Origin of the sequence: Paenibacillus sp. CF384 (genome assembly GCF_900106745.1) — a bacterium.
GTDB lineage: Bacteria > Bacillota > Bacilli > Paenibacillales > Paenibacillaceae > Paenibacillus_Z.
This window is the reverse complement of record NZ_FNNV01000001.1, coordinates 959,028-981,867: the sequence shown is the minus strand read 5'-3', so window position 1 is coordinate 981,867 and position 22,840 is coordinate 959,028. Positions and strand designations below refer to the sequence as shown.

General features: G+C 51.2%; 25 protein-coding genes. All 25 read left to right on the top strand.

Annotated elements, in window-relative coordinates; translation table 11 throughout:
* Positions 1 to 92 precede the first annotated feature (92 nt).
* The 25 genes from BLW29_RS04620 (at position 93) to BLW29_RS04500 (ending at position 22,800) form a co-directional block, all read left to right on the top strand.
* Positions 93 to 593 carry a YceD family protein gene (locus BLW29_RS04620; protein ID WP_090976609.1) on the top strand — a complete coding sequence of 167 codons (501 nt, stop codon included), beginning with the start codon at positions 93 to 95 and terminating at the stop codon, positions 591 to 593.
* 72 nt (positions 594 to 665) lie between these two features.
* Positions 666 to 839 carry a 50S ribosomal protein L32 gene (gene rpmF, locus BLW29_RS04615; protein WP_090976607.1) on the top strand — a complete coding sequence of 58 codons (174 nt, stop codon included), beginning with the start codon at positions 666 to 668 and terminating at the stop codon, positions 837 to 839.
* Positions 840 to 1,034: 195 nt separating this feature from the next.
* Positions 1,035 to 1,652, top strand: coding sequence for a transcription factor FapR (fapR, locus tag BLW29_RS04610; protein WP_090976605.1), 618 nt, complete (start codon positions 1,035 to 1,037; stop codon positions 1,650 to 1,652).
* Positions 1,636 to 2,625: a phosphate acyltransferase PlsX gene (gene plsX / locus BLW29_RS04605; protein WP_090977130.1), complete on the top strand. Its 990-nt coding sequence runs from the start codon at positions 1,636 to 1,638 to the stop codon at positions 2,623 to 2,625. Before fapR ends, plsX begins: the two co-directional genes overlap by 17 nt.
* 8 nt (positions 2,626 to 2,633) lie before the next feature.
* Positions 2,634 to 3,620 (top strand): beta-ketoacyl-ACP synthase III, encoded by a 987-nt coding sequence (locus tag BLW29_RS04600; RefSeq protein WP_090976604.1) that lies wholly within the window; start codon positions 2,634 to 2,636, stop codon positions 3,618 to 3,620.
* Positions 3,621 to 3,683: 63 nt separating this feature from the next.
* On the top strand, positions 3,684 to 4,610 hold the full coding sequence (gene fabD, locus BLW29_RS04595; protein WP_090976603.1) for an ACP S-malonyltransferase: 927 nt from the start codon (positions 3,684 to 3,686) through the stop codon (positions 4,608 to 4,610).
* A 469-nt stretch (positions 4,611 to 5,079) separates the two neighbouring features.
* Complete coding sequence (gene fabG, locus BLW29_RS04590) at positions 5,080 to 5,829, top strand: 3-oxoacyl-[acyl-carrier-protein] reductase (protein ID WP_090976602.1); 750 nt, start codon at positions 5,080 to 5,082, stop codon at positions 5,827 to 5,829.
* 95 nt (positions 5,830 to 5,924) lie between these two features.
* Positions 5,925 to 6,161: an acyl carrier protein gene (gene acpP / locus BLW29_RS04585; RefSeq protein ID WP_090976600.1), complete on the top strand. Its 237-nt coding sequence runs from the start codon at positions 5,925 to 5,927 to the stop codon at positions 6,159 to 6,161.
* A gap of 137 nt (positions 6,162 to 6,298) precedes the next feature.
* The gene (fabF, locus tag BLW29_RS04580; protein WP_090976598.1) at positions 6,299 to 7,540 is read left to right on the top strand and encodes a beta-ketoacyl-ACP synthase II; all 1,242 of its coding nucleotides are present in this window, start codon (positions 6,299 to 6,301) and stop codon (positions 7,538 to 7,540) included.
* The gene (rnc, locus tag BLW29_RS04575; RefSeq protein ID WP_090976596.1) at positions 7,530 to 8,219 is read left to right on the top strand and encodes a ribonuclease III; all 690 of its coding nucleotides are present in this window, start codon (positions 7,530 to 7,532) and stop codon (positions 8,217 to 8,219) included. The genes fabF and rnc overlap by 11 nt, the downstream gene beginning before the upstream one ends.
* Positions 8,220 to 8,425: 206 nt before the next feature.
* Positions 8,426 to 12,004: a chromosome segregation protein SMC gene (gene smc / locus BLW29_RS04570; RefSeq protein ID WP_090976594.1), complete on the top strand. Its 3,579-nt coding sequence runs from the start codon at positions 8,426 to 8,428 to the stop codon at positions 12,002 to 12,004.
* 103 nt (positions 12,005 to 12,107) lie between these two features.
* The gene (gene ftsY, locus BLW29_RS04565) at positions 12,108 to 13,106 is read left to right on the top strand and encodes a signal recognition particle-docking protein FtsY (RefSeq protein WP_090976592.1); all 999 of its coding nucleotides are present in this window, start codon (positions 12,108 to 12,110) and stop codon (positions 13,104 to 13,106) included.
* A 228-nt stretch (positions 13,107 to 13,334) separates the two neighbouring features.
* Positions 13,335 to 13,661 (top strand): YlxM family DNA-binding protein, encoded by a 327-nt coding sequence (gene ylxM, locus BLW29_RS04560; RefSeq protein WP_371264681.1) that lies wholly within the window; start codon positions 13,335 to 13,337, stop codon positions 13,659 to 13,661.
* Positions 13,662 to 13,683: 22 nt separating this feature from the next.
* Positions 13,684 to 15,057: a signal recognition particle protein gene (gene ffh, locus BLW29_RS04555; protein WP_090976588.1), complete on the top strand. Its 1,374-nt coding sequence runs from the start codon at positions 13,684 to 13,686 to the stop codon at positions 15,055 to 15,057.
* A 38-nt stretch (positions 15,058 to 15,095) separates the two neighbouring features.
* Positions 15,096 to 15,368: a 30S ribosomal protein S16 gene (gene rpsP / locus BLW29_RS04550; protein ID WP_090976586.1), complete on the top strand. Its 273-nt coding sequence runs from the start codon at positions 15,096 to 15,098 to the stop codon at positions 15,366 to 15,368.
* 26 nt (positions 15,369 to 15,394) lie between these two features.
* Positions 15,395 to 15,625, top strand: a complete 231-nt coding sequence (locus BLW29_RS04545; protein ID WP_090976584.1) for a KH domain-containing protein — start codon at positions 15,395 to 15,397, stop codon at positions 15,623 to 15,625.
* Positions 15,626 to 15,710: 85 nt separating this feature from the next.
* Positions 15,711 to 16,226 carry a ribosome maturation factor RimM gene (gene rimM, locus BLW29_RS04540; protein ID WP_090976583.1) on the top strand — a complete coding sequence of 172 codons (516 nt, stop codon included), beginning with the start codon at positions 15,711 to 15,713 and terminating at the stop codon, positions 16,224 to 16,226.
* A gap of 4 nt (positions 16,227 to 16,230) precedes the next feature.
* Entirely contained in the window at positions 16,231 to 16,983 is a 753-nt protein-coding gene (gene trmD, locus BLW29_RS04535) for a tRNA (guanosine(37)-N1)-methyltransferase TrmD (protein WP_090976581.1), read from the top strand.
* Between the two features lie 181 nt (positions 16,984 to 17,164).
* Positions 17,165 to 17,506 (top strand): 50S ribosomal protein L19, encoded by a 342-nt coding sequence (gene rplS, locus BLW29_RS04530; protein ID WP_090976579.1) that lies wholly within the window; start codon positions 17,165 to 17,167, stop codon positions 17,504 to 17,506.
* A gap of 110 nt (positions 17,507 to 17,616) precedes the next feature.
* Positions 17,617 to 18,324, top strand: a complete 708-nt coding sequence (gene lepB / locus BLW29_RS04525) for a signal peptidase I (RefSeq protein WP_090976577.1) — start codon at positions 17,617 to 17,619, stop codon at positions 18,322 to 18,324.
* Positions 18,325 to 18,338: 14 nt separating this feature from the next.
* The gene (gene ylqF / locus BLW29_RS04520; protein ID WP_090976575.1) at positions 18,339 to 19,211 is read left to right on the top strand and encodes a ribosome biogenesis GTPase YlqF; all 873 of its coding nucleotides are present in this window, start codon (positions 18,339 to 18,341) and stop codon (positions 19,209 to 19,211) included.
* 172 nt (positions 19,212 to 19,383) lie between these two features.
* The gene (locus tag BLW29_RS04515; RefSeq protein ID WP_090976573.1) at positions 19,384 to 19,995 is read left to right on the top strand and encodes a ribonuclease HII; all 612 of its coding nucleotides are present in this window, start codon (positions 19,384 to 19,386) and stop codon (positions 19,993 to 19,995) included.
* Between the two features lie 200 nt (positions 19,996 to 20,195).
* Positions 20,196 to 22,082: a flagellar hook-length control protein FliK gene (locus BLW29_RS04510; protein ID WP_090976571.1), complete on the top strand. Its 1,887-nt coding sequence runs from the start codon at positions 20,196 to 20,198 to the stop codon at positions 22,080 to 22,082.
* The gene (locus BLW29_RS04505) at positions 22,079 to 22,393 is read left to right on the top strand and encodes an EscU/YscU/HrcU family type III secretion system export apparatus switch protein (protein ID WP_090976569.1); all 315 of its coding nucleotides are present in this window, start codon (positions 22,079 to 22,081) and stop codon (positions 22,391 to 22,393) included. The genes BLW29_RS04510 and BLW29_RS04505 overlap by 4 nt, the downstream gene beginning before the upstream one ends.
* A complete protein-coding gene (locus BLW29_RS04500; protein ID WP_090976567.1) occupies positions 22,390 to 22,800 on the top strand; it encodes a YraN family protein in 411 nt (136 codons plus the stop codon). The genes BLW29_RS04505 and BLW29_RS04500 overlap by 4 nt, the downstream gene beginning before the upstream one ends.
* Positions 22,801 to 22,840 lie beyond the last annotated feature (40 nt).

Below are 22,840 nucleotides of genomic sequence, written 5' to 3'. Positions count from 1 at the left end.
TAGGGTATTTTTTCACTATATCACGGCGTGAAAATGTTGACAAAACGATTCAATAGTCGATATAATAAACTTTGTTTGTTTGGAGTGATGGTATGGAGATTTATGTCCGGGAATTAATCGCCAAAGGATTGAAAGTTCCCACTCAGTCTAGCTTAAATACGGATTGGCTGCTGCAAGTTCGTAAAGACGTATTACATGCAGACCCTATGCAAGTCAACATGACAGCTTGGGGCGAAGACGGTATTGCTCATGTGGAGGGCGAACTGTCCGTTGATGTCGATCTTGCATGCTCGCGGTGTTTGGAGTCGACGAAAGAACATGTTGTCGTTCCATTTCACGAGCGTTTCAAGCCGAAAGCCGCTTTAAACGGAACTGAGGAAGAAGAAATCATTCCGGTGGAGGAGGACAAGCTTGAGTTTGAGCCATTTCTTGAAGAAATGCTGATGCTCGCTTTGCCTTTCGTACCGCTTTGTTCAGAGGACTGCAAAGGACTTTGCCACACATGCGGCACCAACTTAAATGAGACAAATTGCGGATGCCAAAAGGACGATATCGATCCCAGACTAGCCGCGTTGAAAGATTTGTTTAAGTAAGAACAAAGCTGGATTTTTTTCTAGCCAGGTTTGTTCCAAGAAGTATGGAATTCTGTTAAGGAGGTGGGAAACATGGCAGTACCACAACGTAGAACATCCAAAACACGTCGTGACAAACGTCGTACGCACTTTAAACTCGCGGTGCCGGGTATGATTAAATGCGATCAATGCGGAGAGTTGAAATTGGCTCACCGGGTATGCAAAGTGTGCGGAACTTACAAATCAAGAGAGATCATCAAACAATAGTTATAAGCGTAGTAATAGTACTTCATCCCGTGATGAGGTGCTATTTTTTTGCCCAAAATGGCGGTCAAACATTGCGCTCGGCTGCTTTCTTGACTATACTATTAGTACCTGGTTATAATAGCTGATTGTAATCAGTGTGCTCAAACATGGTGTATGATAATCAGCCGAGGTACATACTTAGAACATTAGGCAAAGGTGGTGCGGACCATCGAACGTCTTCCGAAAAGACAAAGGCATCAGCTGCTGACCGGACTTATTGAGGATAATCCGTTCATCACGGATCAGGAGCTGACGCGTCAGTTGAAAGTAAGCATCCAAACGGTGCGGCTTGACCGGCTGGAGCTTGGCATACCAGAGCTGCGGGAGAGAATGAAGCTGATGGCGGAGCGTTCGTATGACGCCGTCCGTTCACTGCCGCTGCATGAGGTAATCGGAGATATAGTGGATTTGCAGCTGGATAACAGCGGTATTTCTATTTTTGAAATTAAGGAAGAGCATGTATTTTCAAGAACCGGCATCGCACGCGGTCATCATGTCTTTGCACAAGCGAACTCACTCGCGGTAGCGGTGATTAACGATGAAATTGCTTTAACGGCAACAGCTGACATTAGATTCGTACGATCCGTGAAGCTTGGTGAGAAATGCATCGCCAAAGCTTACGTTCGTTCCGGCGGCCGCAGCAAAGCAAAGGTTGAGGTTTGCTCGTACGTAGCTGACGAATTGGTGTTCCAAGGCCATTTTGTCATCTATCGTTCCGCAGGCGCAGGCGAACCGGGTATCGAAGGAGGAATGGATGGTGCGGATCGCAATTGACGCGATGGGGGGCGACCACGCTCCTTCTCTGATTGTTCAGGGAGCGCTGGAAGCAGCACTTGAGTGGCCGGCAGTACACTTGATTCTCGTTGGGGATACGGCTCAGATTGAAGCGCATCTTGGCTCTAAGCGGCCCTCGAACATCGAGATTCTGCACGCGGAGGATGTAATTGGTCCTGATGATGAACCGGTTAAAGCCGTTCGCCGGAAGAAGAATTCTTCGATGGTTATGGCGGGACAGCTAGTGCGCGAAGGCAAAGCGGAAGCGATGCTTTCAGCCGGCAACACCGGCGCACTGATGACCACGGGACTTCTGGTAGTAGGACGGATGGAAGGCATTGAGCGCCCTGCGCTCGTCACGATGCTCCCGACTATGGATGATAAAGGCGTTCTCGCACTCGATCTTGGTGCGAACATGGATGCCAAACCAGAGCATCTGCTGCAATATGCCATCATGGGCAGCTTATATCGCAGCAAGATGAATGGCATGGATAAACCTCGCGTTGGTCTGCTCAATGTAGGGACAGAAGCGATGAAAGGCAATGAGCTGACAAAGGCGGCTTATGAGCTGCTGGAAACAGCGCCGATCCATTTTATCGGCAATGTCGAGGCTCGCGATGTTCTGGTGCGTAATTGCGATGTGCTGATTTGCGACGGTTTTGCCGGCAATATCATGCTCAAAGCGATGGAAGGTACGGCAGGCACATTATTCAAAACGATGCGTGACGTGTTCACGAGCTCCCTGTTATCCAAACTCGCGGCAGCTATCGTGCAGCCTAAGCTCAGAGCGCTTCGGAACAAAATGGATTACAAGGAACATGGCGGTGCGCCGCTTCTTGGCGTAAACGGCCTGGTCGTTAAATGTCACGGCTCCTCGGATGTGAAGGCGGTTAAGAACGCCGTGCGTCAAGCGAAATTAGCCATCGAGAGCCATTTAATATCATCTATTGCAGCGGAAATTAGCAGGAAGTGAGTGGGACCATGCAGCTACATCCCGTAGGCATTATCGGCACAGGCAAATATGTGCCGGAACGCATTTTGACGAATAAAGATTTGGAACAAATGGTAGAAACGAATGACGAGTGGATCGTAACGCGGACCGGCATGCGTGAACGCCGCATTGCGGCTCCGGATCAGGCGACATCGGACTTGGCGCTGCATGCATCCAAGAAAGCGCTCGAAGCAGCTGGCATTTCGGCAGAAGAGCTGGACTTGATCATCGTAGCAACCATTACACCGGATATGTTCTTCCCTTCGACAGCTTGTCTGCTGCAAGAGAAGCTCGGTGCTAAGAAAGCTGCTGCTTTTGATTTGTCTGCCGCTTGCTCGGGCTTTATCTATGGTCTTGCAACGGCTTCAAATATGATCGCGACGGGTATGTACAAGCATGTTCTGGTCGTTGGAGCAGAATGTCTCTCCCGGATTACGGATTATACGGACCGCAACACTTGCATTTTGTTCGGTGATGGTGCAGGTGCGGTTGTTCTTGGACAAGTGGCTGAAGGCCGCGGTTTCCGCTCATTCGAGCTTGGTGCAGACGGCGCCGGCGGTGAACTGCTGAAAGTGTGTGCAGGCGGCTCCCGTACTCCTTCCTCGCCGGAGAGCATCGAGAACAAGCAACATTATATTTATATGGCTGGTAATGAGGTCTATAAATTTGCAGTACGGATCATGGGGAACGCAGCCGAAGAGGCGCTTCGCAAAGCAGGTCTCGATAAGAGCAAGATCGATCTTCTCATCCCGCATCAAGCGAACATCCGTATCATTCAATCCGCTCTTAACCGTCTGGATCTCTCGGAAGAGAAGTGCATGATTAATTTGGATAAGTACGGCAACGTGTCGGCGGCATCGATTCCGATTGCCCTTGCTGAAGCGGTCGAACAGAACCGTGTGAAGGAAGGCGATCACCTGGTGCTGGTTGGCTTCGGAGGCGGTTTGACTTGGGGCGCTTCCGTTCTTGTCTGGTAATGAAGCAATGCCATCATACATGCATATTTAGATTCATTTATTAGCACGGAGGTGCAGTGAAGCTTGGGTAAAATCGCATTTGTTTTTCCCGGTCAGGGGGCGCAAGCCGTCGGCATGGGCAAAGACGTATATGAAGCATTCGACGCATCGAAAGCTGTAATTGACGCTGCGGACGAAGCGCTCGGCTTTAAACTGAGCGATATTATTTTCAACGGACCCGAAGAGCAGTTGAAACAAACCGCGAATACGCAGCCGGCACTGCTGGCAGTGAGTATCGCTCTGCTGGAAGCATTGAAGGATCGCGGCTTGAAGCCCGACTTCGTTGCAGGCCACAGCCTAGGCGAATACAGTGCACTCGTCGCTGCCGGTACGCTCTCATACCAAGACGCAGTGCGTACCGTACGCGCTCGCGGTGAGTTCATGGAGCAAGCTGTGCCAAGCGGTCAAGGCGCAATGGCAGCCGTTCTCGGTGCAGAACGCGAAGCGCTTGCAGCACTCTGTGCAGCAGTATCTTCTGAAGTAGGCGCAGTGGAGCTGGCTAACGTCAACTGCCCTGGCCAAATCGTAGTCTCCGGCACAGCCGCAGGCGTACAGGGCGTAGTCGAACGCGGCAAAGAAGCAGGAGCGAAACGTGTTATTCCGCTCGAAGTCAGCGGACCGTTCCACTCTTCGCTAATGAAACCAGCAGCCGATCGTCTTGAAGGCGTACTGGCATCTATTTCACTTAGCGATGCTTCCGTACCCGTCATTGCAAACGTAACGGCTCAGCCGGTAACAAACGCAGACGAAATCCGCAAGCTCTTGGCCGAGCAAGTATACTCGCCGGTGCTCTGGGAAGACAGTGTACGCTACTTGATCGAGCAAGGCGTAGACACCTTCGTCGAAATCGGATCAGGCAGCGTACTCGCTGGCCTAATCAAGAAAATCGACAAAACCGTCAACATCATCTCGATCAACAGCCTAGACTCGCTGAAAGCAGCCGTTCTTTAAAAGCCGCTTGCGGCTTGGTTTGGTTGGTCTGGGTCGGTCTAATTCGCCAATCAGGCGAACGGCCCTGTGGCACCGCAGGTGCCATGCCCTTGACCTAACGGCTAAATGCGAAGCAGCCGGCCCAAGAAGCCAGCCGCAGGCGCAGGCTGACCCAACGCCTGCACCAAAGGTAAAGCGTGTCCCGAATGGGACGAAAGCGAGCATAAGCACGTACCCCCACCGGCGCGTCTCTGGAGCAGTCCACGTTACCAAGTGTCCCGCAAGGGACAACAGGTAGCTAAACGGCACAAAAGGTAAAGCGTGTCCCGCACAAGGGACGAAAGCGAGGACCCGCACGTACAACACACGCGAGCGATTCTCTGCAACTCCAACGTTATACCTTCCGGGTGTCCAGAGGGTCGGAGACCCTTGGGGTCCCCCTATATAGGGGGATTTAGGGGGTAATTAAAGGATAGGAGGTAAGTTCTCAATGTTTGCAGATCTCTCTGGCAAAATCGCATTAGTAACAGGAGCATCCCGCGGAATCGGCCGATCCATCGCAATCGCATTGGCAGAAGCCGGTGCAGACGTGGCAATCAACTATTCAGGTAGTGAAGCGGCAGCAGCAGAAACAGCGGAAACAATCCAAGCGCTCGGCCGCCGCACGCTGGTGCTGAAAGCTAACGTAGGCAAGACCGATGAGTTCGACGGCATGGTCAAGCAAGTCGTGGAAACGTTCGGCAGCATCGATATTTTGGTGAATAATGCGGGTATTACGCGCGACAACCTCATCATGCGGATGAAGGAAGAAGAGTTCGACCAAGTCATCGAAACGAACCTCAAAGGCGTATTCAATGGCATTAAAGCGGTCACTCGACAAATGATGAAGCAGCGTTCCGGACGCATCATCAATATATCGTCCGTAGTAGGTGTTCTGGGCAATCCGGGGCAGGCTAACTATGTGGCTGCGAAAGCAGGCGTCATCGGACTCACGAAAGCGTCAGCTCGCGAGCTGGCTTCCCGTGGAATCACAGTGAACTGTGTCGCACCGGGCTTTATTCAAACCGATATGACAGACAAATTGCCGCAAGAAATGCGTGAGAAGCTTGCTGCGGACATCCCGCTTGCAAGGCTCGGCGACCCGCAGGATATTGCTGCTGCAGTTCGTTTCCTTGCTTCGAACGCGGCGGGATACATGACCGGACAAACGATTCACGTGGATGGCGGCATGTACATGTAATCTAGGCGGAAAGTCCGCAGGGACGCCGCTGGGACATGGTCGGTATGGCATTTTGTCCGCAATTCTCGTATAATACCATGGAGGAGGTGAACCGGATGTCCGATGTATTTGATCGTGTGAAGCGCATCGTTGTCGACCGCCTTGGCGTTGACGAGTCGGAGGTGTCTCTTGAGGCTTCTTTCAAAGAAGATCTTGGAGCTGACTCTCTTGATGTCGTTGAACTTGTCATGGAGCTGGAAGATGAATTCGATATGGAAATCTCTGATGAAGATGCAGAGAAAATTACCAGTGTGGGAGAAGTAGTGAACTACATAGCTTCCCTAGCTAAGTAATACAAATGATTAGTCCCGTTGTTATAGGCGGGACTTCTCTCCATATTCTTGTGCTTTACCATAATAACTGCTGTAAGCGCATTAGCGTTTTTATAGATAGATTAACCAATTGGGTTTCCCATCAGAGGTGAATAGGTATGAAACAGAGAGTAGTCGTTACGGGCATGGGGGTTATGACTTCGCTCGGTTCCGATTTGAATACGTTTTGGGGTAATTTAATGGAAGGGAAATCAGGCGTCTCGTTAGTGGAAGCTTTCGACGTTTCTGAGTATCCGACTCGAATTGCCGCAGAAATCAAGAACTTTAACCCGGAAGATTATCAGATCGATAAGAAAGAAGCGCGTCGTATGGACCGTTTCGTGCAATTCGCAGTTGTTGCGAGCACACTGGCTGTTAAGGATGCCGCACTCAAAATCGGCGAAGAAGTCGATGCAGAGCGCGTTGGCGTTATGATCGGCTCGGGTATCGGCGGTCTGGGCACTTGGGAGGACCAGCATAACATTTTGCTGGAAAAAGGTCCGAAGCGCGTTAGCCCATTCTTTATTCCGATGATGATTGCGAACATGGCTTCCGGCCAAGTTTCGATGAATACCGGTGCCAAAGGTCCGAACAGCACAGCGGTTACAGCTTGTGCAACAGGAACGCATTCCATTGGTGATTCCTACAAAATGATCCAGCGCGGTGACGCCGATGTCATGATTTGCGGCGGCGCAGAAGCGACGATCAGACCGACAGGTATGGCTGGATTCTGTTCCTTGCGTGCAATGTCGACAAGAAACGATGAGCCGACTAAGGCTTCCCGTCCTTTCGATGTGGACCGCGACGGATTCGTTATGGGCGAAGGCTCAGGCGTATTGATTCTGGAATCGCTGGAACATGCACAGAAACGCGGCGCTCGCATTTATGCGGAGATCGTCGGTTATGGCATGAGCGGCGACGCTTATCATATGACAGAGCCGGATCCGGATGGCGCTGCTCGTTGTATGGTGAAAGCTCTTCGCGACGGCGGAATCGAACCGTCCCAAATCGATTACATTAATGCACACGGTACATCGACTCCGGTTGGTGACAAGTCCGAGACAACGGCCATTAAGAAAACATTCGGTGAGCATGCCTACAAGCTGGCTGTAAGCTCAACGAAGTCGATGACCGGTCACTTGCTTGGCGCTGCCGGCGGTGTGGAAGCCGTTATTCTCGGTCTTTCCCTGCAGAATGGCGTTATTCCGCCGACGATCAACCTGGAGAATCAAGATCCGGAATGCGATCTCGATTACGTGCCGAACACTCCGCGTAAAGCCGATCTCACTTATGCATTGTCCAATTCCTTCGGATTCGGCGGTCATAACGCAACGATCGTGATGAGAAAATATGAAGCATGATAAGTTTGATGAGCTGCAGCAGCGTCTGCAGCTCCATTTTCGTACCATCCGACTTCTTAGACAGGCATTTACACATACCTCTTATGTGAACGAACATCGCCAAACCGCAATGGAGCACAATGAACGGCTGGAGTTTCTCGGCGATGCGATTCTACAGTTAACTGTTTCCGAGTTTCTGTACAAGACATTTCCGGAACGGCCGGAAGGTCAGTTGACTCGCATGCGCGCTTCGATCGTTTGTGAACCTTCGCTTGCACGGTTTGCGGATCTGCTGGATTTAGGCTCCCATGTTCTTCTAGGACGCGGTGAGGAACAGCTGGGCGGACGACAACGTCCTGCACTGCTTGCGGATTTATTCGAAGCATTTGTAGGTGCCATTTACTTGGATCAGGGCTTGGATGCGGTTCGTGCGTTTCTGACTGCGCATATGTTTCCGCATATCGATAGCGACGGCGGCTTGCTGGTGAAGGATTTTAAATCGAACCTGCAAGAGAAAGCACAGCACGCCGGAATGGGCACGATCGAATATCGCATAGTAGAAGAACGCGGTCCGGCGCATGATCGAGAGTTCATTGTGGAAGTCTTTATCGGAGATACCAGCTATGGCTCCGGTTCAGGCCGAACGAAGAAGGAAGCCGAGCAGCAGGCAGCCGCAGAAGCATGGCGTAAGTTGGCATAGCATCGATGTGAAACAAAATTCTGGTCGCCACTGGTAACCGGGATTTTTTGCATTTACAGGGCGAGGTGGATGCAGGACTTGGAAACGCCTTCCTTTAACAGATGCTTAAGGCATGCGAACTGCGGATTTCGGGCATTTTTCGACGTTTTTCGACCTGACCTTTTGGGACAGTTATGGTACAATAATCGTTGAGGTGAAGGTAAGCGATGTTCCTGAAAAGGATAGAATTAGCAGGCTTTAAGTCGTTTGCCGACAAGACGGAATTGGAATTCGTCCGCGGTATCACGGCGGTCGTTGGCCCCAACGGCAGCGGTAAGAGCAATATCAGCGATAGCATTCGCTGGGTATTAGGGGAACAAAGCGCGAAGAGTCTTCGTGGCGGCAAGATGGAAGACATTATTTTCGCGGGAAGCGATGCGCGTAAAGCGGTCAATTTCGGCGAAGTATCGCTCACGTTGGATAATTCCGATAACGCGCTTCCGCTTGATTTTAACGAAGTAACGGTCACGCGCCGTGTGCATCGCAGCGGTGACAGCGAATATTTGATCAACAAGCAGTCATGCCGACTGAAAGATATAACAGAATTGTTTATGGATACAGGGATAGGTAAAGAAGCCTATTCCATTATCGGACAGGGCCGTATTGAAGAAATTCTAAGTACGCGCTCCGAGGATCGACGCGGAATCTTCGAGGAAGCTTCCGGAATCGTCAAATATAAATCACGCAAACGCGAGGCCCAGAAGAAGCTGGAGGAAACAGAAACCAATCTGCTTCGGATCCACGATTTGGTCACGGAGCTGGAGGATCAAGTTGAGCCGCTGCGCGTGCAATCCGAGAAAGCCAAACAATTCAAGCTGCTGCGGGAACAGCTGAAGCAGACCGAAATTTCGATGTATGTACATAACATTGAAACCGTTCATCATTCATGGAGCGATTCCAATGCGCGCATGAGCAAGCTGCAAGAAGAACAATTGTCCTTATCAACCGTAGTAAGCAAGCATGATGCGGTGCTTGAGAAAGATCGGTTCAAGCTTCGCGAACTGGAGGAAGCGCTAGATCGTTTGCATGAATCGATGCTGCAATACAGCGAAGAGTATGAGAAATGCGAAGGCTACGGCGAGGTACTCAAAGAGCGCAAACGGAACCTGGAGCAGAATCGCACGCAGCTGGAAGCAACGATTGCGACGCAAAACGAACGGATCGGTGCATTGACGAAGGAAGAAGCGGAGTTCCGCGGCAAAGCAGCGTCATTGGAGAATGAGTTGAATTCGATTCGCTTCAAGCTTGCGGAAGAAGAGGCGCAGCTTCTTGGTACGTCGGCTTCCGCTTCGGGCGATGCCGAAGAATCACTCAAAGGCGAGCTCTTGGATGTGCTGAGCACGATGGCGCAGCTGCGCAACGAGATTCGTTACGCTCTCCAGCAAGAAGAAGCGCTGCAGCGCAGAATGGAGCGGCTGGGCGACGAGCATTCCAAGTGGCAGGAGCAGCATGAGCGCGTAAGTGCCAGACGAATGGAGCTTAAGCAACGACTCGAAGCTACACTTGCTGAGATTAATAAAGTCCGGAATCGCTACATTACCGAAGCGGAGCATCTCCAGAACGGACAGAAGCTGCTTGAAGAAGCCCAGTCTGCTGTGCGCAAATGGGAGCAGAAGCTGGAGGCGCTCACCTCAAGGCGCGATACGATGAAGGAAATGCAGGATGATTTGGACGGCTTCATGCAAGGCGTCAAAGAAATCCTGAAAGCATCTCGTCGCACAAGCGGCGGCGTGGAAGGCGTACATGGTGCTGTAGCGGAGCTGATTCGCGTTCCTGAGAAAGTGGAACTTGCCATTGAGACTGCACTCGGCGGAGCGCTCCAGCATGTTGTCATGAACGATGAACGCAGCGCGCGCGCAGCGATTGCTTTCCTGAAGCAGCGACAGCTTGGACGTGCAACGTTCCTCCCGCTGGATGTCATTCGCGGACGTCATATTCCGGAGCATGATAAACGCACGATCTCGGGAATGGACGGTTTCGTAGGCGTAGCGGCAGAGCTGATCTCCTGTGATGCGAAATATGCGCATATCGCCGAGAGTCTGCTCGGCAACGTACTGGTCTCCGAAACGTTGGAGCATGCCAACCGAATTGCGGCGAAATGCCAATATCGGTTCCGCGTCGTAACGCTCGAAGGCGATGTCGTCAATGCCGGCGGATCCATGACCGGGGGAAGCATCCAGAAGAAAGGCGCCAACCTGCTGGGAAGACAGCGCCAAATCGAACAATTGGACCAAGAGATTCGTTCAACGGACGGGCAGCTCGTTAATCTTCGCGACAAGATCAGCGACTTGCGCAAGGAGCAATCCATCCGCAATCAGAATGTAGATGATCTGCGGGAGCAAGGCGAGAAGCAGCGCATTGAGGAGCAGCACATCCGTGCAGAGCTTCAGCAGCTGGATAACGAGAAGCGTCACTTGGATGAGCAAGCGCAGCTGTTCCAAGCGGACAGCGCCGGTCACAAGTCCGAGAAACAGCAGATTAGCCAATCCGCGCAGGACGCGGAGACCCGCCTTGAAGTGCTGACCAAGGAAGAGGCTCGCTTGCAGGAAGAGATCCGATCCGCGGAGGATCGCAGGAAAGCCGGTGAATCGGCGAAGGAACAGCTGCAGGATCAATTGACGGATCTGAAGATCGCGCTCGCGAAGACGGATCAGGAGAAAATGTCATTCGAGGATCAAGCTACTCGCGTTCGATCGGATATCGGTCGTGCGAAGCAGGAGCTTGCCGGGCTGCGTGAAATGCTGCAGCGCCAAGAGGAAGAAGCCGAGCAGCATCTAACCGAGAGTGTGAAGCAGGTCGAGCAGCTAAACGCACTGAAGCTGAAGAAGGACGGCTGCTCCGAGCAGACGGATCTTAAGCGTGCACAGCGTGCAGAGCTGACTCGTGATTTGGAGCAAGGCGAGAGTGAGACGAAGGAGCAGCGTGCACAGCTTCGCAGCATTGAGGATCAATTGCGGCAGATCGAAATTGCCGCGAATCGACTCGATGTGGAGCTGGACAACCTGCTTCGCAAGCTGAGTGAGGAATATGAGCTCAGCTATGAGCTTGCGAAGGAACGCTACCCTGTGCCGGAGGACGTGCAGGCTGCACAGAATGAGGTGCGTGATCTCAAGCGTCGTATTTCAAGCTTAGGCGAAGTCAGCCTTGGTGCGATCGATGAATACGAGCGTGTCAAAGAACGGTACACCTTCCTGGACGATCAGAAGAATGACCTTATCGAAGCCAAGACAACGCTGTATCAAGTTATACGCGAGATGGATGAAGAGATGAGCAAACGATTCCGTACGACATTCGAAGCGATTCGCGGCCATTTCGTGGTCGTCTTCTCGAAGCTGTTCGGCGGCGGACGCGCGGATCTAATCATGGTTGATCCGGAGCGGGTTCTTGACAGCGGTATCGATATCGTTGCTCAACCTCCCGGTAAGAAGCTGCAAAATTTGCAGCTCCTCTCCGGTGGTGAACGTGCTTTAACCGCGATTGCCTTGCTGTTTGCAATTCTGCAAGTGAAGCCGGTTCCGTTCTGCGTACTCGATGAGGTTGAAGCGGCACTTGATGAAGCCAACGTTGCTCGCTTTGCGCAATACTTGCGCGAGTTCTCGGAATTGACGCAATTTATCGTCGTTACTCACCGCAAAGGAACAATGGAAGAAGCAGATGTTCTTTACGGGGTTACGATGGAAGAAGGCGGCGTTTCGAAGCTGGTATCGGTACGACTCGAGGACGAAGACGAAGCATACTCGGCATAAAAAGAATCAAAATCACGAATACACACGTACTATGAGAAGCCGGAGCTTGGCGCACCCTGCGTCACAGCCCGGCTTTTGCAAGTAAAGGATGGAGGACTGTAACATGAGCTTCTTTAAACGTTTGAAAGAAAGCATTGCCCAGAAAACCGAAGCGGTAACATCCAAGTTCAAAGAAGGGCTGACGAAGACCAGAACGGCGTTCGTTGGCAAAATCGAAGAGCTGATCACGCGTCGCAAAAAAATCGATGAAGCTTTCTACGAAGAGCTTGAAGAAATTCTGATCGGCGCCGACGTTGGCGTGAATACGGTTATGCAGCTAATCGATGATTTGCGTGCCGAAGTGAAGAAACGCAAGATCGAAAATGCAGCCGACTTGCAGCCTGTCCTCTCGGAGAAGCTGGTGGAATTGCTTAAAGGCAATGCGAAAGCAGAGCTGCGTATGGCTGATCAAGGGATGACTGTTATTTTGTTCGTCGGCGTGAACGGTGTCGGTAAGACGACAACGATCGGCAAGCTGGCCCATAAGTTCAAGAGCGAAGGCAAGAGCGTATTGCTTGCAGCAGGAGATACTTTCCGTGCCGGCGCGATTGAGCAGCTTGAGGTTTGGGGCAAACGCGTAGGCGTCGATGTGATTAAGCAAGAGTCCGGCGCGGATCCTGCGGCAGTTATGTATGATGCCGTCCACGCGGCCAAGCAGCGTGGAGTAGATGTCCTGCTTTGCGATACGGCGGGCCGACTGCAGAATAAGCACAACCTGATGGAAGAGCTGAACAAAATTTTCCGTGTCATTCAGCGTGAAGTGCCAACTGCGCCTCATGAAGTACTGCTGGTGCTCGATGCGACAACCGGTCAGAACGCACTCAGTCAAGCGAAGCTGTTCGGCGAGAAGAGCGGCGTTACCGGTCTTGTGCTGACGAAGCTCGACGGGACGGCGAAAGGCGGTATCGTCATTGCCATCCGTAATGAGCTCGATCTTCCGGTGAAGCTCGTCGGACTTGGCGAGAAGATGGATGATTTGCAGGAGTTTGACTCCGAGCAGTTCGTTCATGCGTTGTTCGGAGGCCTTCTGCAAAGCACCGAAGAAGAGACTGAGGAAGGCTGAAAGCTGGTGATAAGCGACGATCTCCATCTTTCAGCCCTAGTGACAAGTAAATATACTTGACAGTCTATAGGCCGCTGAGCTATGATAAACGTCGTGGAATTGATGTAAAGGTATTTGCCTTGACGCAAAGGAGTGGCTGGCATGAAGACGGTCCATGAAGCTGACGCCTCGGTGAAGAAAACTCATCTTCCGGAAGCAGATGCATTGGCGAAGACAAACCGAATTAATATGTTGTTTGACTTCTACGAGAAGCTGCTTACGGAGAAACAGCAAACCTTTCTGAAATATTATTTTCATGACGATTATTCACTTGGCGAAATTGCAGCTGAGTTCGATATTAGCAGACAGGCCGTTTATGAGCATGTTAAACGTGCAGAGACGGTACTGGAGAGTTATGAAGGCAAGCTTCAACTGCTTGCCAAGCATGAAGCGACAGCGCGCATGCTCGCCCAGCTCGAAGAGCTTGTGGAGCAGGTCGTGACGCAGAAGGAATTAAGTATGGAACTGCACAAGCTCACCCAGAGCTTTCGTGCTCATATACAAGGTGTTACATAGCAGCGACTAGGAGGTGACGATCATGGCATTTGAAGGGTTGTCCAGCAGACTGCAGAATGTATTCGGCAAACTGCGCGGCAAAGGCAAAGTGTCTGAGGATGATGTTAACGAAGCGATGCGTGAAGTACGATTGGCGCTTCTGGAAGCCGACGTTAACTTCAAAGTCGTCAAGGATTTCATCGCAAAGGTGAAGGAACGGGCTGTCGGACTTGATGTCATGAAGAGCTTCACGCCCGGCATGGTCGTCGTCGACATCGTAAATAAAGAACTAACCGAGCTTATGGGCGGTACGCAGTCCAAGCTAGCGAAGTCTAATAAGCCGCCGACAGTCATTCTAATGGCGGGTTTGCAGGGTGCTGGTAAGACAACGTCCACTGCGAAGCTTGCGAAGCTTCTACTCAAGGACAAGCATAAGCCGCTAATGATTGCAGGCGATATTTATCGCCCCGCTGCCATCAAGCAGCTGCAAGTATTAGGTGAGCAAATCGGTGTTCCGGTCTTCACGCTTGGAGATCAAACATCGCCGGTTGAGATTGCTCGTGCAGGTCTGCAATTTGCCAAAGATAACGGTCATGATTACGTAATCGTGGATACAGCCGGTCGACTTCATATCGATGAGGCACTCATGGGAGAGATTCGCCAAATCCATGATGTAACTAAGCCGGATGAAGTACTGCTTGTCGTAGATGCGATGACAGGTCAAGAAGCGGTTAACGTAGCGCAAAGCTTCCACAGCCAGCTTGAACTGACAGGTGTCATCCTGACGAAGCTCGACGGCGATACGCGCGGTGGTGCCGCATTGTCCGTCAAAGCCGTTACAGGCTGCCCGATTAAATTCGCGGCAACCGGCGAGAAGATTGAGCCGCTTGAGCCGTTCCATCCGGAACGTATGGCTTCGCGTATTCTCGGCATGGGCGATATGCTGTCCCTGATCGAGAAAGCACATTCTACGATCGACGCTGAGAAAGCGGCCGAGATGGAACGCAAAATGCGTACAGCGGAATTCACCTTTGAGGATTTCCTTGACCAAATGGAACAAGTTCGCAAGCTCGGACCGCTGGATCAATTGCTTGACATGATGCCTGGTATGGGCAAAATGAAGGATATGAAGAACCTCAAGGTGGATGAGAAGCAAATCGGACGTGTCGAAGCGATCGTGAAATCGATGACGAAGGCCGAGAAGCAGAAGCCCGAAATTCTCAATCACAGCAGACGTAAACGGATTGCAACAGGCAGCGGAACTTCCATTGCGGAAGTAAACCGACTCATCAAGCAGTTCGACGATATGAAGAAAATGATGAAGCAGTTCTCGTCGATGATGGGTCCTAAAGGACCTAAAGGCGGAATGAAGGGTCTTAAAGGGATGCTTCCTAAAGGAATGAAATTCCCGTTCTAATATAAAGCTCAGAAATTTTTTGAAGGAGGTGAATTATCATGGCAGTACGTATTCGTTTGAAACGTATCGGTGCGCACAAAGCGCCTTTCTACCGTGTGGTTGTATCGGACTCCCGTTCCCCACGTGACGGTCGCTTCATTGAAGAAATCGGCACTTATAACCCGGTTGCACAACCGGCACAAGTGAACATTGATGAAGAGAAAGCTCTTAAATGGCTTCAAGACGGAGCTCAAGCTTCTGACACAGTTCGCAACTTGCTTTCCAAAGCAGGCGTAATGACTAAGCTTCATGAACTGAAGCTTCAAAAATAACTACTCGATGCGGGGGGCCTATTGTGATGAAAGATTTGATTCTTGTCATAGCGAAGGCTTTAGTGGATTACCCGGAGGACGTACGTGTCGACGTGAAAGAAGACGATCGCGGCACCGTCTATCTGTTATCCGTGAATCCCGACGATGTTGGGAAAGTCATTGGTAAGCAGGGACGGATTGCTAAAGCGCTTAGGACGGTTGTCACATCGGCAGCCGTCAAAACGCAAAAGCGTGTCATGGTCGATATTGTTTCGTAGCGATCGTACATCGAAGCAGGGTTAGGATACGAAGGTATCCTAGCCCTTTTTCGATGCTAAATTACGAAAGAGATAGGTGAACACAATGGATCAATGGCTATCGGTAGGTAAGCTTGTGAATACGCACGGCATTCGCGGTGAAGTAAAGGTCGTATCCCAAACGGATTTCCCTGAGGAGCGGTTTGCTCCGCGTAAAATACTTACGTTGCTAAACCCGGAAACCAAGCAACAGCTTGAGCTCGAGGTGGCATCGGCAAGATTGCACAAAAACATGTATATCATCAAGTTCCGCGGCTTCGAGGATATCAATCAAGTCGAGAAGTACAAAGGCTGGGAGCTTAAAGTTTCCAAGGATGATCTTGTTGAGCTGGAAGAGGGCGAGTACTACCAGCATCAAATTATCGGCTGCACAGTAGTAACGGACGAAGGCGCAATACTTGGTTCTATTACCGAAATCCTCGTTCCGGGTGCTAACGATGTCTGGGTCGTTCAACCGCCAAAGGGCAAACAAATCTTGATTCCTGTCATCGATGAAGTCGTGCTTGATGTCAACGTGAAAGACAAAGTCGTAAAGGTTCACCTGATGGAAGGGCTGATTTAACGTTATGCGCATTGACGTATTGACGCTGTTTCCGGAAATGTTTCACGGCGTGTTCGGAGCGAGTATTCTTGGAAAAGCGAAGGATAAAGGAATTGTCAGCCTGAATGCGGTTAACTTTCGCGAATATGCGAATAATAAGCATAATACGGTTGATGACTATCCTTATGGCGGCGGCGGTGGCATGGTATTGAAGCCGGAGCCGTTGTTCGCTGCTGTAGAGGACTTGATGCCCGAAGGCGCTGAGCGGCCTCATGTAATCCTGCTATGCCCGCAAGGGGAGCCTTACACACAGAAGAAAGCCGAAGAACTGTCGGCTCATAAACATCTTGTGTTTGTATGCGGTCATTATGAGGGCTATGATGAGCGCATTCGTCAGCATTTGGTGACAGATGAAATCTCATTAGGGGATTATGTGCTAACCGGCGGCGAGCTTCCCGCAATGGTTATGATCGATAGTATCGTTCGCCTCCTGCCCGGCGTTCTCGGCAATGAGAACTCGGCTGTGACGGATTCCTTCAGCACAGGTTTACTGGAGCATCCGCATTACACACGCCCGGCAGTATTCCGTGATTGGGAAGTGCCTGAGGTGCTCATGTCCGGCCATCATGCCAATGTAGAAGTGTGGCGTCGTCAGCAGTCTATATTGCGCACATTGGAACGTCGTCCGGAGATGCTTGAGACCGCGGAGCTTACGAAGAAGGAACGTCAATGGCTGAATGAGCAGATCCGTTCTAGGGAACAAAGCAGGAACAACTAGCTTGGCTGCTATGGTTTAAAAAGTTTATGAAATGTTATTGTGTTACTGGGCCTCAGTGTGTTATAATTTCAGATGTTGCTTTTGCAAAGTCGGACGGTCCGCTATAAAGCCATGATCCGGTTTTCAAGTTGTTACCGGTTAGCTTATAAGAACGTCTATGGTGGAAGGAGTGAAAACTACAATGAATCTTTTACAAATCATTGCACAAGAAAATCTTCGTACTGACCTTCCGAGCTTTCGTCCAGGCGATACGTTGAAGGTACATGTAAAGGTTATCGAGGGAACTCGTGAGCGTGTACAGCTGTTCGAAGGCGTTGTTATTAAACGTCGCGGCGGCGGTATCAGTGCTACTTTTACAGTGCGTAAAATCTCGTACGGTGTTGGTGTGGAAAGAACTTTCCCACTTAACTCGCCGAAGATTGAGAAGATCGAAGTTGCTCGTCGTGGTAAAGTTCGCCGCGCGAAACTGTACTATCTTCGCGAACTTCGCGGTAAAGCTGCGAGAATCAAAGAAATTCGTTAATGATCGACAAGAGAGGGGACTTGCGCAAACAAGTCCCTTTTCGTTTTTTTATAATACTAGATTTACTTACATAACTAACAATAGACCCAGCATAGAAGAGGGTGGATTTAATGGATCAACAAAACCGCACAGAAGAGAATGGACAAGAGTCGAACGAACCGAATCAACGTGATCATGGACATGCTGCAGCAGACGGTGTTGATCCTACAATCAACGCGTCCAGATCTAATCGATCGAACGGCAGTCGCGCGCAGAAAGAAGTGTTTGAGTGGGTTAAAGCACTCGCCATTGCAGCTATATTAGTGCTTGTGATCCGTTATTTCTTGTTTGCACCGTTCATTGTAGATGGCCCGTCGATGGAGCCAACCTTCTATACAGGGGAACGACTCATCGTAAACAAAGTGATCTATGATATCCGTGAACCGCATCATGGCGAAGTAGTCGTTTTTCATGTTCCCGATGAGGGAAGGGATTTTATTAAACGGGTTATTGGCGTACCGGGCGATAAAGTCAAATATGAAGGCGATGATTTGTTCATTAATGACAAGAAGGTCGATGAGCCGTATTTAAAGGAATCGATCGAGAATGCTAAAGCTAACGGTGAAATCTTCAACAACCAAGGAACAGACCGTAATTTCCCGAATGCTAATTTTACAACCGACGTTGTACCTGAAGGAATGATCCTTGCATTTGGCGATAATCGCCGCAACAGCAAGGACAGCCGGATGATCGGTTACGTATCGATGAAGGAGATCGTTGGCCGTGCGGATATCATTTTCTGGCCGATGGACAAAATTTCTTTCGTGAAACACAAATGAGGTGAAGTAGTTAGATGACCATTCAATGGTTCCCCGGTCATATGACGAGAGCGAGAAGGGAAATCCAAGAGAAGCTCAAGCTGATCGATATTGCGATTGAGCTGCTGGATGCCCGTGTACCGCTTTCGAGCCGGAACCCGATGATTGACGAAATTTTATTGAATAAGCCTAGACTGATTTTGCTGAACAAATCGGATTTGGCGGATGCGCGTACGACTGAGAAATGGATGGCTTATTTTGCAGACCTTGGTTATACCAGCTTATCTATCGACTCTTCGACTGGTACACGCGTCAATGAAATTCCGGTTAAAGTAAGGCAGCTGCTCCATGACAAAATCGAACGACAAATATCCAAAGGGATTACGCCGAGGGCCATTCGCGGACTCATCGTCGGCATTCCGAATGTTGGTAAGTCGACACTCATCAACCGTTTAGCAGGCCGTGCAATTGCGGCTACCGGAGATCGTCCGGGTGTGACGAAAGGACAACAATGGATTAAAGTCGGCAAGGAAATGGAGCTGCTCGATACGCCCGGTATTCTATGGCCGAAATTCGAGGATCCGCTCGTTGGCCAACGACTTGCTATGACAGGAGCGATTCGTGAACAGGTTCTGAACATCGAAGATGTCGCTTTCTTCACAGTCAGAGAACTGGCGAAGCGATACTGGCCGATGCTGTCGGAACGTTTCGGCTTGAAGGACCCGCCGAAGGATTACGAAGACAATGACGAAATCGTCCGTTTGATGGAGGATATCGGTCGCAAGCGTGGCTGCTTGATTAGTGGAGGCCGCGTTGATTTGGAGAAAACGTCGGGCATCATTTTGCGCGAGATGCGGGCAGGTAATATGGGCCGGCTTTCGCTTGAAGCTCCGGAGGATTTCATGTAGAAGGCAGATTGGATTGCGTATGAAGCCGAGGCTTCACATGCAGCAGTTTGCCATTGGGACGGCTGCCTTGATTGTAAGGTAGCCGTTTGTTTTGTATATGATGGATAATGGATTGCTGGAAATGCAAAAGTAGCTGTTGTGGGGATTTTGTGTTCGGGGGAGCGGGATTGTGATGTTGGAGTTTGAGAAGCCGTTATGGGAGCAAGGCTATCGGAATATTGCCGGCATCGATGAGGTTGGGCGAGGTTGCTTGTTTGGCGACGTGGTGGCTGCTGCCGTTATTTTGCCGGAGGGTTTGATTCTGGATGGCGTCGATGATTCCAAGAAGCTGTCGGAGAAGAAACGTGAGGAGCTGTATGAGCTCATTATGGATCAGGCTGAAGCTTGGGCGGTATCTTGCGTGAATGCAGCAGTGGTTGATTCCATTAATATTAAGCAAGCTGCAAGACTTGCCATGAAACAAGCGGTAGAGCTGCTTGCTGTTCCGGCAGATTATTTGCTGGTGGATGCGGAGAAGGTGGACATCGACCTTCCGCAAGCGTCCATTATTAAAGGAGATGCGAGAAGCCAGTCTATCGCAGCTGCTTCGATTATTGCGAAGGTTACGCGAGACCGGCTATGCAAGGGAGAATGGGATCAGCTTTATCCCGATTATGGAATTGCCATACATAAAGGCTATGCGACGAAGCTGCATCGGGAGAAGCTGCTGGAGCTCGGTCCCAGTCCGATGCACCGGCAGAGCTTCCTTGGGAAGCTGTTTATGGAGCAGCAGGTGCTGTTTTAGTAATGCGTACAGCTGAAGTATGCTAATTAGAGAAGAATAGCTGCGTGTTGACCGTTCGTTCCTATATAATTTGGGATGGACGGTTTTTTATTATCGATGCGTTAATCTGTATCTCATCTGAGCCGATAATAACGATATAGGATAAACATCGGTTCCAGGACAGGGAATAGGAAGTATGACAGGAAGGAAGCGGTCGCGTTATGTCATTATCGATCGGACAATTGATGAAGGGACTGCTTGGCGATGTGCAGCCCGGCGACAGTAAGGCATTAGAGCTTAAGGTCGGCCAAATTGTACGCGGCGTGCTGGTTAAGATGTTAAACGATCAGGAAGCGGTCATTCAAATAAATGGGACACAAGTACAAGCTAAATTGGAAACGCCGCTGCAGCCGGGACAATCGACCTTGCTTCAGGTGCAGCCGCAGTCTGTCGATGGCATGCTTGTTCTCAAGCTGGCTGATCAGCAAACGGCCACTATGAATGAAGCAAGCTTGAAAGAATGGCTGAAAGCATCAGGGCTGCCTGAGCAGAAATGGACGCAGGAGCTTGTGCGCGATTTGCGCCGTGAGGGCGGTACTTTGACTCGCGAGACGGCGAGTCAATTTAAGCAGGCGCTGACTGCTATGCCGCAAGGCAGCGATGCGCAGGCTTGGGCAAAGGCGGCCGCGCTCGCGAATAAGCGCGGGCTGCCGATGACAAGCGCGACGATCGGAGCGCTTGCACAGACGCTCTCCGGCACTCCGGCGCATACGCTGCTGGAGTCGCTGGAGCAGGGGCTTGCCGCTTGGAGCGGCGCGTCGTCCGCCGGCGGCGAAGCGGCGGGCGATGCCGCGCAGCCGCCGTCGGCGGCGCAAGCGGCTGCAGCGAAGCTGCAAACGCTGCTGCGCGAAGGCGCAGCGTTGATGCGCGCAGCGCCGGGCGGGGCCGGGGCGCAGCCGGCGCCGGGGCCGGCGGGAGCAGCGGGGTCCGCTGCTGCTCCCGCCCCCGCTGCGCGCAGCGCAGCGGGCGATGGCGCGGCGGCTGGCACAGCCGCGCCGAGCGGCGGCGGCGCAGCTGCGGCGGCGAGCGCGCAGCCCGCAGCTGCGCCGCGAGCAGCCCCGCCAATCACGCCTGGCGGCGGGGCTGCCAAGCCGGCTTCGCCGGATGGCGCAGCCCACAATCATGCCGCAGACGCTGGCACTACAGCCCCATCGCCGCAGCCGGCTGGATCATCCTCCAACTGGGTGGGCCAGATGATGAAATGGCTGGGCGTCGATCATGAGCGTCTGCTTGCAGCTGCAGTTACAGAAGAGCAGCAGCAAGCAGTGAAGCAGCCGGAGCAGCTGAAACAATCCAGTGATCCCGCGATTCAAACGCATCAAGAAAACAAAGCTGTTGCGACTAGTCAGTCCCCGAAGGATGGCCTGGATCGGAATGCTGTCGTTGCCGGCTTGATCAATGATCGAGTTCAGCTGCAGCAGGGAAACACGTCGCTTCCGACTGTGCTGCCTTCTTCGGATTCGCTCGATGCCGTCAAGAACGCCGCCGACGAATCAATGAAGAGCGCATTAATGACGCTTGCTTCCTCGGATGATGTGCCGCCGGCTCTTCGGGATACGGCGCAGCAGCTCGTTTCCCATATTACGGGGCAGCAATTGCTGTTATCCCCGGAGAAAACCAGCTCGTTGTTGTCGCATGTGACGATGTTTATTCCGATGCACGGTCAAGACGGAGGACAGACAGCCTCGGTACACATTCAAACAAGACGCGGCCGTAAAGGCGAGCTCGATGCAGATAATTGCAGACTTTTATTTGATCTGCGCATGAAGTCGTTAGGTGATACTGTCGTAGATGTACAGGTCGTCGATAAAATCGTCAGTCTTAACTTATGGAATGATCATCCCATGGCTGGTTCACTTATAGAGACATCCCGTGCTGAGTTGTCGGAAGCGCTGCAGCGTGCCGGCTATCAACTGTTATCATTGAAAGCAACTCCGATGCCGGAACGAATGGCGGAACGGATGAACGCTTCGGAGACAATGGCGGCTGGACCGGGTTCGACCGAGTGGTCGACGAAGCCATACAAGGGAGTAGACTATCGCGTATGAACGAGAAAGAGAAACAGGGACAATCCCAAGATAATCTCTTGCATAATAAAAAAGCAGTTGCACTCAAATATGAGCCGGGAGAGCGCAACGCTCCGGTTGTCGTAGCCAAAGGCCGCGGTAAGATGGCGGAGGCAATACTGGACAAAGCAGCAGAGAGCGGGGTACCGATTCAACAGGATTCCTCTCTAGTCGAAGTGCTGTCCAAGCTCGATGTGGATCAAGAAGTGCCGCCTGAGCTTTATACACTGGTTGCGGAGATATTATCGTTTGTTTATCGATCGGATCGTAAAGCGGGTGGAAGCGGAGATTGAAAGCAGATAACCGAACATCCCGGACCGATACGAGACAAGCGATTGGCAAGTTTGGCGAAGAGGAAGCCGTTCGATACCTGAAAGAGCAGGGGTATACGATCATACATCGCAATTGGCGATGTCGAATGGGAGAATTGGACATTGTTGCAAAAACAGATTCCATCCTTATCGTAGTTGAGGTACGAACGCGAAGAGCAGGCGGTAGATTCGGTACTGCTGCTGAATCCGTAGATATACGGAAACAACTGAAAGTCAGGTCTATAACAGAGGTATATTTGTCCATGAATAAGCTGCAGCATACTGCTGTGCGCTTTGATGTTGTTGCAATCACGGCTGTAGCCGTTCAAGGTGAATCACTCGAGCCCTTTCTTGTCACTGAACTCAAACATATTGAATCCGCGTTCTAATTTCACTTCACACATGACAGAAAGAGATGGCCGCGGCCAT

Coding starts and splice junctions, on each gene's coding strand:
- ffh (WP_090976588.1), top strand. CDS start 13,684: ATGGCATTTGAAGGGTTGTCCAGCAGACTGCAGAATGTATTCGGCAAA.
- ftsY (WP_090976592.1), top strand. CDS start 12,108: ATGAGCTTCTTTAAACGTTTGAAAGAAAGCATTGCCCAGAAAACCGAA.
- fabG (WP_090976602.1), top strand. CDS start 5,080: ATGTTTGCAGATCTCTCTGGCAAAATCGCATTAGTAACAGGAGCATCC.
- BLW29_RS04620 (WP_090976609.1), top strand. CDS start 93: ATGGAGATTTATGTCCGGGAATTAATCGCCAAAGGATTGAAAGTTCCC.
- BLW29_RS04505 (WP_090976569.1), top strand. CDS start 22,079: ATGAACGAGAAAGAGAAACAGGGACAATCCCAAGATAATCTCTTGCAT.
- rplS (WP_090976579.1), top strand. CDS start 17,165: ATGAATCTTTTACAAATCATTGCACAAGAAAATCTTCGTACTGACCTT.
- trmD (WP_090976581.1), top strand. CDS start 16,231: ATGCGCATTGACGTATTGACGCTGTTTCCGGAAATGTTTCACGGCGTG.
- rnc (WP_090976596.1), top strand. CDS start 7,530: ATGAAGCATGATAAGTTTGATGAGCTGCAGCAGCGTCTGCAGCTCCAT.
- lepB (WP_090976577.1), top strand. CDS start 17,617: ATGGATCAACAAAACCGCACAGAAGAGAATGGACAAGAGTCGAACGAA.
- smc (WP_090976594.1), top strand. CDS start 8,426: ATGTTCCTGAAAAGGATAGAATTAGCAGGCTTTAAGTCGTTTGCCGAC.
- rpsP (WP_090976586.1), top strand. CDS start 15,096: ATGGCAGTACGTATTCGTTTGAAACGTATCGGTGCGCACAAAGCGCCT.
- acpP (WP_090976600.1), top strand. CDS start 5,925: ATGTCCGATGTATTTGATCGTGTGAAGCGCATCGTTGTCGACCGCCTT.
- BLW29_RS04515 (WP_090976573.1), top strand. CDS start 19,384: ATGTTGGAGTTTGAGAAGCCGTTATGGGAGCAAGGCTATCGGAATATT.
- BLW29_RS04600 (WP_090976604.1), top strand. CDS start 2,634: ATGCAGCTACATCCCGTAGGCATTATCGGCACAGGCAAATATGTGCCG.
- BLW29_RS04510 (WP_090976571.1), top strand. CDS start 20,196: ATGTCATTATCGATCGGACAATTGATGAAGGGACTGCTTGGCGATGTG.
- rpmF (WP_090976607.1), top strand. CDS start 666: ATGGCAGTACCACAACGTAGAACATCCAAAACACGTCGTGACAAACGT.
- BLW29_RS04545 (WP_090976584.1), top strand. CDS start 15,395: ATGAAAGATTTGATTCTTGTCATAGCGAAGGCTTTAGTGGATTACCCG.
- ylxM (WP_371264681.1), top strand. CDS start 13,335: ATGTTGTTTGACTTCTACGAGAAGCTGCTTACGGAGAAACAGCAAACC.
- rimM (WP_090976583.1), top strand. CDS start 15,711: ATGGATCAATGGCTATCGGTAGGTAAGCTTGTGAATACGCACGGCATT.
- ylqF (WP_090976575.1), top strand. CDS start 18,339: ATGACCATTCAATGGTTCCCCGGTCATATGACGAGAGCGAGAAGGGAA.
- fabF (WP_090976598.1), top strand. CDS start 6,299: ATGAAACAGAGAGTAGTCGTTACGGGCATGGGGGTTATGACTTCGCTC.